Source organism: Flavobacterium sp. 22659 (genome assembly GCF_052044235.1).
In the GTDB taxonomy this organism is placed as follows: Bacteria; Bacteroidota; Bacteroidia; order Flavobacteriales; family Flavobacteriaceae; genus Flavobacterium; species Flavobacterium johnsoniae.
Genome location: NZ_JBQEMU010000017.1, coordinates 20126 through 36112, shown reverse-complemented (window position 1 = coordinate 36112; position 15987 = coordinate 20126). Strand labels below are relative to the sequence as shown.

9 protein-coding genes are annotated in these 15987 nt (G+C 35.5%); 3 read left to right on the top strand and 6 right to left on the bottom strand.

Features of this window, described 5'->3' with window-relative positions; all coding sequences use genetic code 11:
• Positions 1-11: 11 nt before the first annotated feature.
• The 5 genes from ACTJIW_RS16430 to ACTJIW_RS16410 form a co-directional block, all read right to left on the bottom strand.
• Positions 12-2411 carry a glycoside hydrolase family 31 protein gene (locus tag ACTJIW_RS16430; protein WP_440716218.1) on the bottom strand — a complete coding sequence of 800 codons (2400 nt, stop codon included), beginning with the start codon at positions 2409-2411 and terminating at the stop codon, positions 12-14.
• Positions 2412-2606: 195 nt separating this feature from the next.
• Entirely contained in the window at positions 2607-5090 is a 2484-nt protein-coding gene (locus ACTJIW_RS16425; RefSeq protein ID WP_440716219.1) for a glycoside hydrolase family 2 TIM barrel-domain containing protein, read from the bottom strand.
• A gap of 83 nt (positions 5091-5173) precedes the next feature.
• Entirely contained in the window at positions 5174-6544 is a 1371-nt protein-coding gene (locus ACTJIW_RS16420) for a hypothetical protein (protein WP_440716220.1), read from the bottom strand.
• Positions 6545-6566: 22 nt separating this feature from the next.
• Positions 6567-8138, bottom strand: a complete 1572-nt coding sequence (locus ACTJIW_RS16415) for a RagB/SusD family nutrient uptake outer membrane protein (protein ID WP_073410416.1) — start codon at positions 8136-8138, stop codon at positions 6567-6569.
• Positions 8139-8148: 10 nt separating this feature from the next.
• Entirely contained in the window at positions 8149-11262 is a 3114-nt protein-coding gene (locus tag ACTJIW_RS16410) for a SusC/RagA family TonB-linked outer membrane protein (RefSeq protein ID WP_274251717.1), read from the bottom strand.
• A 516-nt stretch (positions 11263-11778) separates the two neighbouring features.
• Here ACTJIW_RS16410 and ACTJIW_RS16405 point away from each other — a divergent pair.
• Together ACTJIW_RS16405 and ACTJIW_RS16400 are read left to right on the top strand one after the other, a co-directional pair.
• Positions 11779-12495 carry an NUDIX hydrolase gene (locus ACTJIW_RS16405; RefSeq protein WP_440716221.1) on the top strand — a complete coding sequence of 239 codons (717 nt, stop codon included), beginning with the start codon at positions 11779-11781 and terminating at the stop codon, positions 12493-12495.
• 22 nt (positions 12496-12517) lie between these two features.
• The gene (locus ACTJIW_RS16400) at positions 12518-13255 is read left to right on the top strand and encodes an NUDIX hydrolase (RefSeq protein ID WP_012022872.1); all 738 of its coding nucleotides are present in this window, start codon (positions 12518-12520) and stop codon (positions 13253-13255) included.
• Between the two features lie 54 nt (positions 13256-13309).
• Here ACTJIW_RS16400 and ACTJIW_RS16395 read toward each other — a convergent pair whose 3' ends face one another.
• The gene (locus tag ACTJIW_RS16395; protein ID WP_121359859.1) at positions 13310-13519 is read right to left on the bottom strand and encodes a class IIb bacteriocin, lactobin A/cerein 7B family; all 210 of its coding nucleotides are present in this window, start codon (positions 13517-13519) and stop codon (positions 13310-13312) included.
• A gap of 484 nt (positions 13520-14003) precedes the next feature.
• Here ACTJIW_RS16395 and lepA point away from each other — a divergent pair, with 484 nt between their 5' ends.
• On the top strand, positions 14004-15800 hold the full coding sequence (gene lepA, locus ACTJIW_RS16390) for a translation elongation factor 4 (protein ID WP_012022874.1): 1797 nt from the start codon (positions 14004-14006) through the stop codon (positions 15798-15800).
• The last annotated feature ends 187 nt before the right edge of the window (positions 15801-15987 follow it).

Below are 15987 nucleotides of genomic sequence, written 5' to 3'. Positions count from 1 at the left end.
TGGCATATATTCTATTTTATCCACTCTGTTTTAAAAGTGGTTTTTCCGTTTAATGGATTTGATGCGACGTCAAAATTGTTTCCGTTTTTGTTCACTTTTATTTCTTGTACTGCATCACCTTCTGGTAAAAATACTTTGGCTGTTGCCGAAGTGGTTTTATCGCTTGCGTAAACTTTTAATGTCAATTTGCTCCAATCCATATCTTTTGTAGACTGCGCTAAACCGATATGTGGAATTGCTGTTCCGTCTTTAATTAAAACTACGATTGGCACTTCGCCTGCTTTGATTTTATGCCATCCTGATTGGTATACTTTTTTAGTTTGGTAATCAATCCAAGTTCCTTCTGGAAGATAAACATCTCTTTCTTCAACTTCTTCAAAAAGCGGCGCAACCAAAATACTTGAACCAAATAAATATTGATTATCAACTAACCAAGCTCCCGGATCGTTTGGATATTCTACAAAAAGAGCACGCATCATTGGTAATCCTTTTTGAGAACTTTCTTTTGCCTGAGCGTAGATATATGGCATTAATTCGTAACGCATATTGTCTGCTTTTCTAAATCCATCTAAGAATTCTTTGCTGTACAACCAAGGTTCGCGAGGTGGTTCTCCGTGGCTTCTTACGTGCGAAGTAAACATTCCGAATGGCGTCCATCTTCTGTAAATATTCTCAGGAGATTTTGTAGCAAATCCTCCAACATCATGACTCCAGAAACTGAATCCGCTTAATCCTAATGAAAGTCCGCCGCGTAATTCTGCCGACATTGCTCCGTTTGAAGTTTCAGAATCTCCTCCCCAATGTAAAGGATAACGCTGTGATCCTGCCCAAGTACTTCTTGCCCAGATTAAAGTGTATCCTTTTTCTTTCTGAGTAATTTCTGCAACTGCTTTGTTGTAACGTAATGGATATAAATTGTGCTCATAGAAACCTGTTCTTCCAGAATGGTAAATTCCGTCTGGCGGAGCTGCTTCTCCAAAATCTACTTTGAAAACTGCTACACCTTCATCAAATAACTTTTTCAATTTTCCTTGATACCATGTTACTGTTTCCGGATTTGAGAAATCTAAAACAGCATCTTCGTACGGAAGATTCCCTTTTCTATCTCTTACCGCTAAGTTTTTATCCATGATTTCAGGAAACAACGTATTCTTTGGTGTGAAATATGGCAACTGCCATAAACAAACCTGAAAACCGTCTTTCTTTAAATCAGACATCATTTTTGTGGCATCCGGGAAACGAGATTTGGCAAACTCGTAGTTGTTTCTCCAATCTACATCAAACCAGCCTGTATCAAAGTGAATTACGTCTGTTGGGATTTTGTATTTACGCAAATCTCTTGCTACGTCGCGTCCTTCTTTTTCTGAGAAATACGTAATACGACTCATCCAGAAACCGAATGACCAAAGTGGTGGCATCGCTGCTTTTCCTGTCAGATTTGTGTATTGATCTAAGATATCTTTTGGTTCTCCGATAAAGAAAAACAAATCGGCTTCGTCATCTCCAATGTACATTTCGTTGGCACTTGAAAAGTATTTTCCGAAGTCAACTGTAATTGGTGTTGAATGGTGCATGAAAACTCCGTAACCACGGCTGCTCATGTAAAACGGAATTGGTTTGTACATTGTTTCATTTTGGATTCCATTGGCGTCATCCGTCCATAAAACTACTTTTGAACCACGTTTGTTGAATTGTGTAAATGATTCACCGCAGCCAAATATTTTTTCGTCTGGTTCTAAACTGAAAGCTGCGCCCATACTTCTTGAATAATCGCTGTTTCTGCGAACGTAAGAAAATGGAAGTGTTGGCGTATAGGTGTTTTTAAAATCAGTATCGTGAAGTGTGCTTGTCAGCAATTTTCCTTTTTCATCGTAGATTTTTACGTGCCACGGTTTTGTCAAAATTTCAACTCTTCCGTGTTTGCTTGTATAACTGTGACCGCCTTCAATTTTAGCATATTTCCATAATTCAGGGTGATTTGGCGCAACGCCGTCAATCAACATCAACGATTCTTTTTGTGGATGAAATTGCGGTCCAGAAGTCGTTTTGATTCTAACTGTTCGATCTGAAACAAACTGAATTTCGAATGGCAAAACAGGAGATTCTGCATATTCTGTTGTTGGAAATTCGTTTGCTTTTTCTACATCTGGTTTCATCATCATGTTGTTGAAAGCCTGACGCGTTTTATAATTGTATCGCAGATATTTTATAGTTCCTTTTCCCGTTGCAGGATCAAAAGAAGCCAATTCGTCTGCAAAATAAAAAGTGTTCAGATAGTTCTGAAAATCTTTGCTTATATCTATTGGTGCATTTAATACGTCTGCATTTTGGATTTGAGCATTAGCATTTGGAACTGCCAAAATTCCAAACATAAGAGCAGAAAATAATGCGGTTAGTTTTGAGTTTTTCATGAGTTAGTTTTATTCTTTATATATCTTAAAATCTTTTAAACACATAGAATCATAGCTCATCGGAGTCTTTAAAAAGGCGTTTCACTTGTTTAAACCAACATAGCTATGTCTTAGAAACTAGTTTCTTTTAATTTTCTTTTTCACAAACAAAAAATCTATGATTCTATGTGTTTAAAATTTAATGTATTATAATTATCATTCAGCTGTAATTACAATTGTTGATTGTTTCAATCCATTTGCTTTTGCGGTTAATTCCAATCTTCCTGATTTATCTCCAGACTGAACTATTACCAGACATTTTCCAGCCAAAGCCGTATGTTTATTTCCTTTGTATGATTCGTGGCTAACTGGATCTCCGCTGCAAACGCCTACGATTTTTCCGTTCCCTTTTAAAGAGAAATTGATTTCATTATTCGCATTTGGTGCTAAAGTTCCTTTATCATCTAAAATATCAACTGTGATAAATAACAAATCGTTTTTATCAGCTTTGATGGTGCTTCTGTCAGCAGTCAGTTTTAATTGAGAAGGATTTCCAGCCGTTTTGATTTCTTTTTCTAAAACCACTTTTCCGTCTTTGCGAGAAACGGCTTTTAAAGTTCCAGCTTCAAAAGGAATTCTCCACATTACGTGTAAATCGTCTCCTTTTTTACTTCTTTTTCCAACCGATTTTCCGTTTACGAAAAGTTCAACCTCATCGGCTTTGTTGTAATAGGCCCAAACATCAACGGTTTGTCCGGGTTTCCAATTCCAATGCGGAAAAATGTGAAGAACGGTTTTGTCTGTCCATTCGCTTTGGTACATATAATAAACGTCTTTCGGGAAACCGGCTAAATCAACAATTCCGAAATACGAACTTACCGATGGCCATTCGTATGGAGTTGGTTCTCCGATGTAATCGAAGCCTGTCCAAACGTACATTCCTGCCAAGAAATCATGTTTTTTAATGATTTTCCAAGTCGCTTCGTGTGTAGATCCCCAAGGTGTCTGCACTTGGTCGTAAGCCGAAACGGTATTTCCAGAATTTCCTTCTGTAAATTTAAGATCCCATCTTACCGGCCATTTTTTGATAGTATCTGAAACGGCATCGTAATATCCTCTTGTCTGTAAACCTGAAGTAGTTTCAGTTGCGATAAAAGGTGTTTTTGGAAAGTTTTCCAAATGATGTTCAAAAGTTTGATGCGCATAATTGTATCCAATTAAATCTAAAACTCCAGATCCAGCAAGCGGATTAATCGAAACATCTTTTTTCTCAAATTGTAAAGTCACGGCATCAATATTCATGTTTACTGGCGGATTCATTCCTGCAGTCAACGGTCGTGTTTTGTCATATTGACGTGTAATTGCGGCCAATTCTTTCGCAATTTCAACACCTTTTTCACTCCATTGTTCCGGAATTTCATTTCCAATACTCCACATAAAAATACTGGCATGATTTCGGTCGCGAAGCAGTTGATCGATTAAATCTTGTTTGTGCCATTTGTCCCAATCGTTTCCGTAATCGTATTTGGTTTTGGTCTGTTTCCACATATCAAAAGCTTCATCCATAACAATGAAACCCATTTTATCGCAGAGTTCTAAAAGCTCTGGAGCAGGCGGATTATGAGAAGTTCTGATTCCGTTTACGCCCATTTCTTTCAAAATTTCTAACTGACGTTCGATCGCACGTGTATTGATTGCAGAACCTAACGGACCTAAATCGTGGTGCATACAAACACCTTTTATTTTGACCTGTTTTCCATTCAAAATAAAACCTTTGTTCAAATCGAATTTAAAATCTCTGATTCCAAAAGTGGTTTTGTATTGATCGATGATTTTATCGTCAAGCGAAATTTCAGTAACTGCTGTATACAGTTCCGGTTTTTCATCTGACCATAAAATCGGATTTTCAAGTTCCGCCGATTGATTCAGCGTTTGATTTTCGCTGGCGTTGATTATTATATCTTGAGTAACCGATGTTACTTTTTTATCTTCTTTAAAAATTGTGGTAGTTACCGTTGCTTTTTTACCTTCTTTGTATTGATTTTTTATTGTGGTTTCAATACTTACTGAAGCTTTTTCGGCTGTAACTTTTGGAGTTGTAATATACGTTCCCCATTGTCCTACATGAAGTTTGTCTGTAGTTTCGATCCAGACATTTCTAAAAATTCCTGAACCCGAATACCAGCGTGAATTAGGTTGTTTTGAATTGTCAACCTTAACAATTATTTCGTTGTTTTTGTCTCCGTAATTTAAATATGGTGACATATCATATTGAAAACCTATGTATCCGTTTGGACGTTTTCCTAAGTAATGACCGTTTACCCAAACTTCGCTGTTTTTGTAAACGCCGTCAAAAGTAATTGAAGTAATTTTTGTGCTGTCTTCTGCAGCTACTTTGAATGTTTTTTTGTACCAGCCCAAGCCTCCGTTAAGCGATCCTCCGCCATAACCGCCAGGACTTTTTTCATCAAATTTTCCTTCAATGCTCCAATCATGCGGAACGTCTAAAGTTCTCCATTTTGTTCCCGCTCCAATAGTATCTTTATCTGCAATACTGTCGTTAAGATGAAAACTCCAATCTGCATTAAAAGAAACTTTTCGGTTACTAAATTTTAGATCTGTTGACGATTTGCATGCTGTCAATAAAAGAAAGCCTGCAAATAGTAATCCTAGTTTTTTATATGAAGTTAGCTGCAACATTGTTTTATAAATTTTAATAACCTGGAAGCAGTTTTTAACGCTGCTTCCAAGTTATTAGTAAATTAAAAAATCTTTCTGAATTTTTAAGGAATTATGTAGTGGAACACAAACCATTCATTTTTTCCTGCGTCATAAGATGTTCCAAACCAAATACCTTTAGTACCGAAATCGCTGTTATATGCTTTTACTACTTTAATTACATTGGTTGTTGGGTTCATCCAGCTTGACGGGTTTTGAATTAATGTCTCTGACCCTAAATTGATTTCGTTCGTTTCTGCATTAATAGTAAATAATCCAGAAGTTACCACACCATTTTGGCTTCTTGTATAATTCTGTTTACCTCCGTATTGGTCAAAACGTATCCAAGAATTATTTGCAACAGCTGTCCAGTCAGGATTCCATCCCCAGTCAGAAGAACTTCCCGGTCCTGTTGTCCATCCAATACCGGCTGCTAACCAATCTACAGGATTTCCTGCTGCATCTAGAGCCCAGATTCTTCCTGCACCAACACCTCCAGTAAGCATTTTTAACAATTCGCCTGAAGCAAAAGTTGGATTAAAACCTTCATCAACAACAGGTTCAGTTACTATAGGGACATAATTATCTGCATATTCTTTAGAAACAAAGTTCCAGATATACCACCATGCACCCTCACTGTTGGTTCTCATAATAGCAATTCTTAACTGATTATCTGTCAGTTTTAAAACTTTGATGTTTGATGTCCAGTTACTGGCATTTGCAATATAGTTGTCAGGTCTTAGAATTGTTGCACCATTTGTTGTTAAGGTATGAGCATTAATATCTAAGAAATAAGATCCGTTTTCTATTGTTGTTCCATCTGCTTCGTGAACAGTCATAAAAGGTCCTCCTTCAAGGCTGAAAGTCATATACCTGCCCCAGTGCATGTCTGCATCTGTACTTGAATTAGCATTTCCGGATGGTTCCCAGTTTGGACTAAAATTACCCCATTCAACAGTTCCGCTTGGGTCTGCATAAGACATTGCTCCTGGTGCTAAACCATATTTACCATTGTCGAATACCCATGATTTTTGTTTTCCAACTCCACCGGATAAAGCTGTCCAAAGAGGGTCGTTTACATAGTTTAAGTTATCTGCTGAAACTGTTACTGTTACTGGGTCTAATTCTACAATTCCGCCATCAGTAACCGCAGAAATTTTTATTGTATAATTACCTTTAAAAGCATACTTTACTGTTTCAACCGCTTTGTTGGATTTTCCTGTTACATAATCCCATGTAAGAACAACTCCTGGTGTTGTGTTTTTCAATATTACAGTATTTCCTCCTGCGTCTGCTGCAAGGTCTTGAGTAACTTCAAAATGTATATCCGATTTATCCATCGGTTCATCCAAAGAGTATGTATCTGGAGAACAAGATGATATCAGCAATGCCGTTAACATCAAAAATGATGTCACTAATAATTTAATATTTTTCATTTCTTTGATTTTTTAGTTAGAATTACCAACCGGCATTTTGTTTTAAAACTCCTCCGGATAATGTGATCTGCGTATTCGGAATTTGAGTAAGCCCTTTTGTTTCCTGAATCTTAGCTGCCGTAATTGTTTTTGTTCCCGCAACTCCTCCGCTCAATAATGTCGTTGATTCTGCAATACTTGAAGATGCTTTTCCGATACCTTGGCGTAATAAATCATAATATCTTATACCTTCAAGAGCAAACTCTAAACGTCTCTCATTCATAATATTATCAATAGTTGCAGGCGATGATACAAAATTATCTTTGTAGGCTCTTTTTCTAACAGCATCAAAATAAGCCTGTGCATTACCGCTTCCTAATTCTGCTGCCATCAATAAAACATCAGAATATCTTAATACTACATAATCCTGAAACTGACTGATATCCCAAAACTGACTTCCCAAAGTAATTGGAAGATCTACTCCGTTTTTGTCTACCATTGGTGAATATTTTTTGTTGTAATAACCTGTATATTCTCTCTGGCTGTTCTTTTTATCAAATTTTATTTTTTCTTCATCAATTCCAATTATACTAGCTGTACGTCTTGTATCTGTAGCACTGAAAGCATTCCATAACTTTGCATTTACGGTAACTCCCCAGCCGCGGCCATAAGGATAAGATGAAAATTCTCTCATTCCAAACATTACCATCCATTGATTGCTGTCTGTATTTCCGTTATAATCACTTGTGTAGGTGTATTTTATAGAAAACACAAATTCTCTATTGGCTTCACCTGCATATTTTTCTACTGAAGCTGCCGGCCATAAAGTCGCAAAATCATCTACTAAACCATGACCGCTTGAAGCTATAACATCTTCTAAATGACCTAAAGCCTGAGTTTTTGTAACTACGCCAGCTAAGTCATTTTTTGCATAATATCCTGTGTAATACAGATAAACACGTCCTAATAAAGATTTTGCGGCCCATTTTGTAACGCGTCCGTTTGGTTTAACGTTATAAGCTTCTGTAGGCAGATTGGTTGAAGCAAATACCAAATCTTCAGCAATTAGTTTATAAATTTCTTCAGGTGTTGCCTGAGGAACATTTTCAGAAGAAGGTGCTGTCAATAAAGGCACGCTTCCCCATAAACGAGCCATTTCAAAATAAAGGTATGCTCTGATAAATTTAGTTTCAGACTCGTATGTATTTCTTAAAGCTGTATCTCCATCCCATTCAATCTGATCCATTTTAGATAACAGCATATTGCATCGGTAAATCGCTTTGTAATAAGCTACCCAATTGTTATTAAGCAAATCAACATCTCCAGGAGAGCGTGAAATATCAAACTCATCTATAGCGGCATAATTGTAGCCATCAGAATTTCCGGTTCCTCCAAAACAATCATCTGACATTACTTCACTTACTACCGGAACTCCAAGACCTGCTCCTCCTGTTGCCACTTGTAATCCGTCATAACAGCCCACTAATGCTACATAAGCATCATTTTTTGTTTTATAAAAGCTTGTATCTATTGGTGTTAACGGCTCAGTTTCTAAACTGCAAGAACCTAGAGACAATAAACCCAAAAAGAAAATATATAAATAGGTATTTTTCATTTTTTTATTATTAAAGTTTAACATTTAATCCCATCATGAATGTTCTTGGTCTTGGATAGTAACCCACATCAACCCCTGACGAAAACTTTTGATCATCATTTGAAGAACCAAATCCAATTTCAGGATCCATACCATTATATTTGGTAAAAGTGTACAGATTTAATACTGAGAAATAAACTCTAAACTGACTTGCAAAAAATGGTTTTGACTGTTTCATTTTTGCTAAATCAAATCCTAATGTTACGGTATTAATTCTTAAGAAATCTCCATTATGAATATACAGATCTGAAAACTGCGTAAAGTTTCGGTTGTCTTCTGTTACTCTTGGCATTGTGTTAGAAGAACCTTCACCATGCCAGCGATCTAATATTGCAGTAGTATAATTTCCGTAAGCATTAGATTGGTTTCTGTACGATTGTACGATTTGATTTCCTGCTACACCATTTGCCATTAATGAAAAATCAAAAGCTTTGTAATTTGCAGAAATAGAGAACCCGTATGTAAAATCAGGATTAGGATTTCCTATGCTTGTTTTATCTGTCGCATCAATTTTATCATCTCCGTTGGTGTTTACATAAATAATATCTCCGGGAGCTGCAGTAGGCTGTAATACTACACCGTTTGCAGATTTGTAATTGTCAATTTGTGCCTGATTCTGGAAAACTCCTCCTGTTTTATATCCCCAGAAATAACCTAACGGATATCCGTTTTGTGCTCTGTAGAATTCGCTTGAGTTATCATAAAGTTCGTTTGGCAGTCCGTGAATTATTCCGCCTTCTGCAGGTATCTGGCCAACAGTATTTTTATTGTAAGCACCATTTGCACTTACGCTGTAATTAAAATCACCAATTTTATTTTGGTAACTTAAGCTTACCTCAACCCCTTTATTGACTACATCTCCACCATTAATAAAAGGAGCATCGGCACCGGCAGTTGCTAAAATTGGAGCAAGTATTAACCAGTCTTTGTTTGTTTTTTTATAAAAATCAACATTAAGATTTAAAGCGTTATTTAAAAATCTGGCATCAAAACCAAGGTCAATCTGCTCTGAAGTTTCCCATTTTAAATCTAAGTTAGACAATCTGTTTGGATAGGCACCCGGAGTCAATACTCCTTCTTCGTCTCCAAAAGAATAGTTTGTATTATTCACTTTTATTGGTGATAAGTATTGGAAAGCCCTTGCATTCTGATTTCCAACCTGTCCCCAGCTTGCTCTTAATTTAAGAAAGTTTAAAACTTTTGAATCTTTCAAAAATTCTTCGTTTGATACAATCCATCCTCCTGAAACAGATGGGAAATACCCCCACTCATTTTCTTTAGAAAAAATTGAAGATCCGTCAACTCTAAAAGTTGCATTTAATAAATAAGTTTCTTTATAATTATAATTTAACCTTCCAAAATAAGACATTCTTTTAGTTTGCTGCTTAATTCCTTTAAAGGCAATTTTAGCCCCATCTTTATTGGTAGTGTTGTCTAACCAGGCATGTTCTAAATCATCAAAAAACGAATCTGCATTTGTAGCATCAATTGTAGTACCGTCAAAATTAATAGATGAAGTACCCACCATAGTTTCAAAATGATGATTGTCTGCAACATTAAACTTATAAGTCAATAAGTTATCCCAAGTAAGCGTTTTACCTTTGTTCATGTTTTGATTTACTTTATCAAAAGCAGTGTTTGCGTAAATAGACAAACGGTATATTGGTGTATAAGAATGTCCTTCACCAGCATAATAATCAAGTCCTAAAGTAGTCTTGAATGTCAGGTTTTTTATTGGCTCAATTTGCAAATAAACATTTCCAAGCAATTTTTGGTTATTGCTTTCATTCTGGTTGTTGTATACCATTAATGCATAAGGATTTGCCTGACCAGCAAGCCAAGGTTCGTTGTTTGGACTGCTGTCGTAGTAGTTGCCATTTGCATCGTACATTGGTAATAATGGAGATACCTGATAGGCACTTCTTAAAGAATTATTGTATTGATTTCCAACTCCAATACCGTTTTTGTTGATGTAAGCAAAGCTTAAGTTCTGACCGAAAGTAAGTACATCTTTGTATAATTTATGTTCAGAATTGAATCTAAAATTATAACGCTCATAGTTAGATAAATCTTTACCTCCTACAACTCCTTCCTGTCCTAAGTAAGACAAAGATGAAGAGTAAACAGAAGTTTCTGAACCTCCCGATGCACCAAAAGAGAAATTTTTTGTAGCGGCATTATCAACCAGCATTTTGTCCATCCAGTTTGTTCCTGAACCCATACTCGCAATCTGAGCATTAGTAAAATATGGATTTTTTCCTGAATTTACTGCTGCTTCATTTAAAATAGTAGCGTATTCAGTTGCATCTAATAAATCTACTTTTCTGGCTACTGACTGCACACCATAATACTGATCAAAAGTAATTTGTCCTGCAGCACCTCTTTTCCCTTTTTTGGTTGTCACCAAGACAACTCCATTAGAAGCCTGAGAACCATAGATAGCAGCAGATGCAGCATCTTTTAAAACAGAAATCGATTCGATATCTGAGTTACTTAAATAAGAAATATCACTTGTAAGTATTCCATCTACTACGTATAACGGAGTACTTCCTGCTGTTGAACCTACACCTCTGATAACTACATTTAACCCTTCACCCGGTTGTCCCGAAGTAGAAGTAATCTGGATTCCGGCAGCTTGTCCCTGCAATGCCTGAAGCGCATTTGTAGTATTTGTTTTGGCAAGATTTTCACCACTTACTTGAGTTACAGCATTGGTTACTAAAGTTTTCTTTTGAGAACCGTACCCAATAACCACAACTTCTTTAAGTTCTGAAGTTTCTTCCTGTAAAGTAACACTAATTGTTTTTTGGGTTCCTACAGTTACTTTTTGAGTTTTAAATCCAATAAAAGTAAATACAAGTACGTCGCCTGTTTTTGCTTCTATTTTATAATTGCCATCAAAATCAGTGGCGGCACCAATTTTTGTTCCTTCTACTGCAACAGTAGCTCCCGGGATTCCCATTCCGTCAACAGCCGATGTTACATTTCCACTTACAGACTTGGATTGTGCCTGAGCATAACCCGTCTGTATCATAAATAAGCTAAACAACAGCGTCGTACAAAACGATAAAACTGTTGTTTTCATACAATCTTTGCTTTTCATAGTTAATAAGAGTTGGTTTAAATTTAAGTTAGTTACGGTTTTTATTGATTAAAGTGTAAGTTTCATAGAGAATGGTTTGTAGTGAAATCATCAAATTATTTAAAATACTTTCGACTGATTTTGTTAAGCATAAAATGGTTCGTTTAAAACTTATAGTCATCATGAACTTATCTTATGGTAAATTTGACTACAAGTGTAAAACTTTTTTTCTATTTTAGCAAAATATTAAGGTTATTTTTTTTTGATTCTGATTTATAGCAAGGTGTTTTTGTCAATACAATAAGATCTCTTACTAAATAGAAATAAAAGATTCAGAAAAAACTTCCAATTATAAATTTGATAATCAGACATTTAAAGAAGATTAAATTTTCAGATCATTTTTTTAGTAAAATTTAAATCACTGAACGTCAATTTTTTACTTTGTTAAAAAAATATTAAGTAATCAAAAAAGGCAGTTATGCATTTTATTTGTTTAATTTGTCAAAATTTATTTCGCACATGGATAATAAAGTAGATGCCGAATCTGTTGCAAAAAGCGAACAAAATGCAATGAATGCAATAACCATTGACTGTGTTGTTTTTGGTTTTGATGAAGGAAGCCTTGAAGTCCTTTTAGTGCAGCATGCTGAAGGTATTAGTAAAGGAAAATGGGGACTTCCCGGCGGATGGATTTATAAAAGAGAAAGTACTGATAATGCCGCACATCGCTTATTGAACGAGCTTACCGGACTTGATAATATTTACTTGGAGCAGCTTAAGGCGTTTGGAGATCCGGATCGTTTTCCGCTTCGACGTGTTATAACTATAGGATATTACGCTCTTGTAAAAAGAGAAGATTACAATATTAAAGCCGGTTTTACAGCATCTGATGCCAAATGGTATAAAATCAACAGTATTCCGGATTTGATTTACGATCACAATGAGATTTTATCTTACAGTATACAAAATCTTCGCAACCGTGTTCGTCAGGCTCCTATTGGATTTAATCTGCTTCCGGAAAAGTTTACTTTACTCCAGTTGATGCATCTTTATGAAGAAATTCTTGGAATTGAAATGGACAAATCTAATTTCCGAAGAAAAATTCTGCACATGAAATTATTAGTCGCTTTAGATGAAAAACAACAAGATGTTTCACACAGAGCCGCTAAACTATATAAGTTTGATCCGGATATTTATAAAAAACTGACTAAAAAAGGATTCAATTTTGAATTTTAAAAACCGCTTATAAAAGCATACAATGGCAATATCATCATCTAAAAAAAACTCACAAACAAACAGCTGCATTGCCGCCAATACTGTAACACCCGAAATTGATGGTATTTCAGTTGACTGCGTAATTTTTGGTTTCAAAAAAGAAAGCCTTGAAGTACTTTTAGTACAACATGCCGGGGGAGAAAGCGAAGGAAGCTGGGGACTGCTTGGAGGCTGGATGAAAAGACAAGAAAGTGCCGATGATGCCGCTCACCGAATTATTTATGAGCTTACAAGCCTGGATAATATTTACCTGGAACAGTTAAAAGCATTTACAAATCCGAGTCGTGTTTTAGACCGTCGAATTGTAACAATTGGATATTATACTCTCGTAAATCAGGAAGATTATAATGTAAAAGCCAGTTTAGATGTGCGAGAAGCAAAATGGTGTAAGATTAAAGAAATCCCAAATTTAATTTTTGACCATAACGAAATTTTAAATTTCAGTTTATTACAACTTCAAAATCGTGTGCGCCAGGCACCAATTGGTTTTAATCTCCTGCCAGAAAAATTTACTTTATTGCAATTGATGCATTTGTATGAAGAAATTCTTGGAATTGAATTGGACAAATCAAACTTTCGACGAAAAATTCTGCACATGAAATTATTAGTCGCTCTAGACGAAAAACAACAGGACGTATCGCACAGAGCTGCAAAACTCTACAAATTTGATCCTGATATTTATAAAAAACTGACTGAAAAAGGATTTAATTTTGAGTTTTAAAATACAAATGGGCATCGATAATCGATGCCCATTTTTTATTTGAATTCAATTGGATTATAAACAAGTCAAAACACAAGTATAACCATCAAGCATAGGATAAGAAGTTCCCTGACAGCCCGTGGCTACTAAACCATATCCCGAAGCACAAATACTTGTAGGAACTGTAAATCGGCCAACGGGTGTTACGCCGCCATTTATATTTTTCATTTCTTCATTTGAAAGCCTGCCAAATTTAGCAGCAAGCTCCATAGTTTGTTTTTTCATAATTTGTTGGGGTTAAATTAGTAAATAGTAAAAACTCATTTTATTATTTCAAAGATGTATCTCGTGCACAGATAAATTCTAAGAAAATAATACAAAAACCAAAGCTGATCAATCTTATGGTTATAATGACTACAAGTATAATCATATTTAATCTAAACGACAATTATTCGCACAAATTTTACAAATAACCCGGCTAAAAATCATTTTTGCTGTTTTTTCGACAAACAACGATTGAAATAAATCTATAAACACAAACATTCTTCAAGTTTTTGATTGAATGGTAAACCGTAATTATAAAAGAATGAATGAGTTTAGGTATTGAAATACAGCTTTTTGGCTTCAAATTTCAAAATCCTTCAACTAAATTCCAGAATCCAAAACTTTGCGCTATCTTTGCCACTTGATAATATGTGTTAAAGCGATTGCTACAGCGCATTTTACATCAAAAAAATACTTAAACTCGATAGAGAACTGATATACTAAAATGAAGAAGATTCGTAACTTTTGCATTATTGCACACATTGACCACGGTAAAAGTACATTGGCGGACAGATTACTAGGCGCAACACAAACCGTTACAGCTCGTGAAGAAAAAGCACAATTGCTTGACAACATGGACCTGGAGCGCGAACGTGGTATTACCATAAAAAGTCACGCCATTCAAATGGAATACAAATACAAAGGCGAAGAATATATCTTAAACTTAATTGATACCCCGGGACACGTTGACTTTTCATACGAAGTTTCAAGATCTATTGCTGCCTGCGAAGGTGCGCTTTTGATTGTAGATGCGGCTCAGAGTATTCAGGCACAAACGATTTCAAATTTATATTTGGCTCTTGAAAACGACTTAGAAATTATTCCGGTTTTAAACAAAGTTGATTTACCAAGTGCTAATCCAGAAGAAGTAAGCGACGATATCATCGATTTATTAGGATGTAAATTAGAAGATATTATTCATGCTTCGGGAAAAACTGGTTTTGGTGTTGAAAATATTTTGGCAGCAATTATTGAAAAAATCCCTCCTCCAAAAGGGGATCCGGAAGAACCATTACAAGCTTTGATTTTTGACTCGGTTTACAATCCGTTCCGCGGTATTGAGGTAATCTTTAGAGTTGTAAATGGTGAAATCAAAAAAGGCCAGAAAATTAAATTCATGGCTACTGATAACGAATATTTTGCTGACGAAATTGGAACTTTAAAATTAAATCAGGTTCCTAAAAATGTGGTTTCGGCAGGAGATGTTGGTTATTTGATTTCTGGAATTAAAGAAGCCCGCGAAGTAAAAGTGGGTGATACAATTACAGATGCAAAAGTACCAACTACCAATATGATTACTGGTTTTGAGGATGTAAAACCAATGGTATTTGCCGGAATTTATCCTGTTGACACAGAAGATTACGAAGATTTACGTTCTTCTATGGAAAAATTACAGTTGAATGACGCTTCATTAGTTTTTACTCCTGAAAGTTCTGCTGCATTAGGATTTGGTTTCCGCTGTGGATTCTTAGGAATGCTTCACATGGAAATTATCCAGGAACGTTTAGAGCGCGAATTCGATATGACTGTAATTACAACAGTTCCTAACGTTTCGTATTTGGCTTACACTAAAAAAGAACCTGAAAAAGCATTAATTGTAAATAATCCTTCAGATTTACCGGAACCTTCAAAACTAGACAGAGTTGAAGAGCCTTTTATTAAAGCTACAATTATTACAAAAGCTGATTTCGTTGGAAACGTAATGAGTTTATGTATCGAAAAACGTGGTTTAATTACCAACCAAACCTATTTAACAACAGAACGTGTTGAGTTAAACTTTGATATGCCTTTGGCCGAAATTGTATTTGATTTTTACGATCGTTTAAAAACAGTTTCTAAAGGTTATGCTTCTTTTGACTACTCTCCTATTGGAATGAGAACTTCAAAATTAGTGAAACTTGACGTTCTTTTAAATGCACAAACGGTTGATGCGCTTTCTGCATTGATCCATGAAGATAACGCTTATAACATCGGTAAAAAAATGACCGAGAAATTACGTGAGTTGATTCCGAGACAGCAATTCGATATTCCAATTCAGGCAGCAATTGGAGCAAAAATTATCGCTCGTGAAACGATTAAAGCGCTTCGTAAAGACGTTACCGCAAAATGTTACGGTGGAGATATTTCACGTAAACGTAAACTTCTTGAAAAACAGAAAAAAGGTAAAAAACGTATGCGTCAGGTAGGAAACGTTGAAATTCCGCAAGAAGCATTTATGGCTGTTTTGAAATTGAATGACTAAATTTAGCATTAAGATTTAAGTACTAAATAGTAAGAATATATACAAACCCGATGACTAATGTTGTCGGGTTTTTGTTTGAAAATACTTAATTATTATCCATTTCAAAAACCAAATTATCTTAAAATACTCTCAAAAATAAACAGGGAAATACTTATAAAAAAGTAAGATTATTAACTCAATAGCTTCT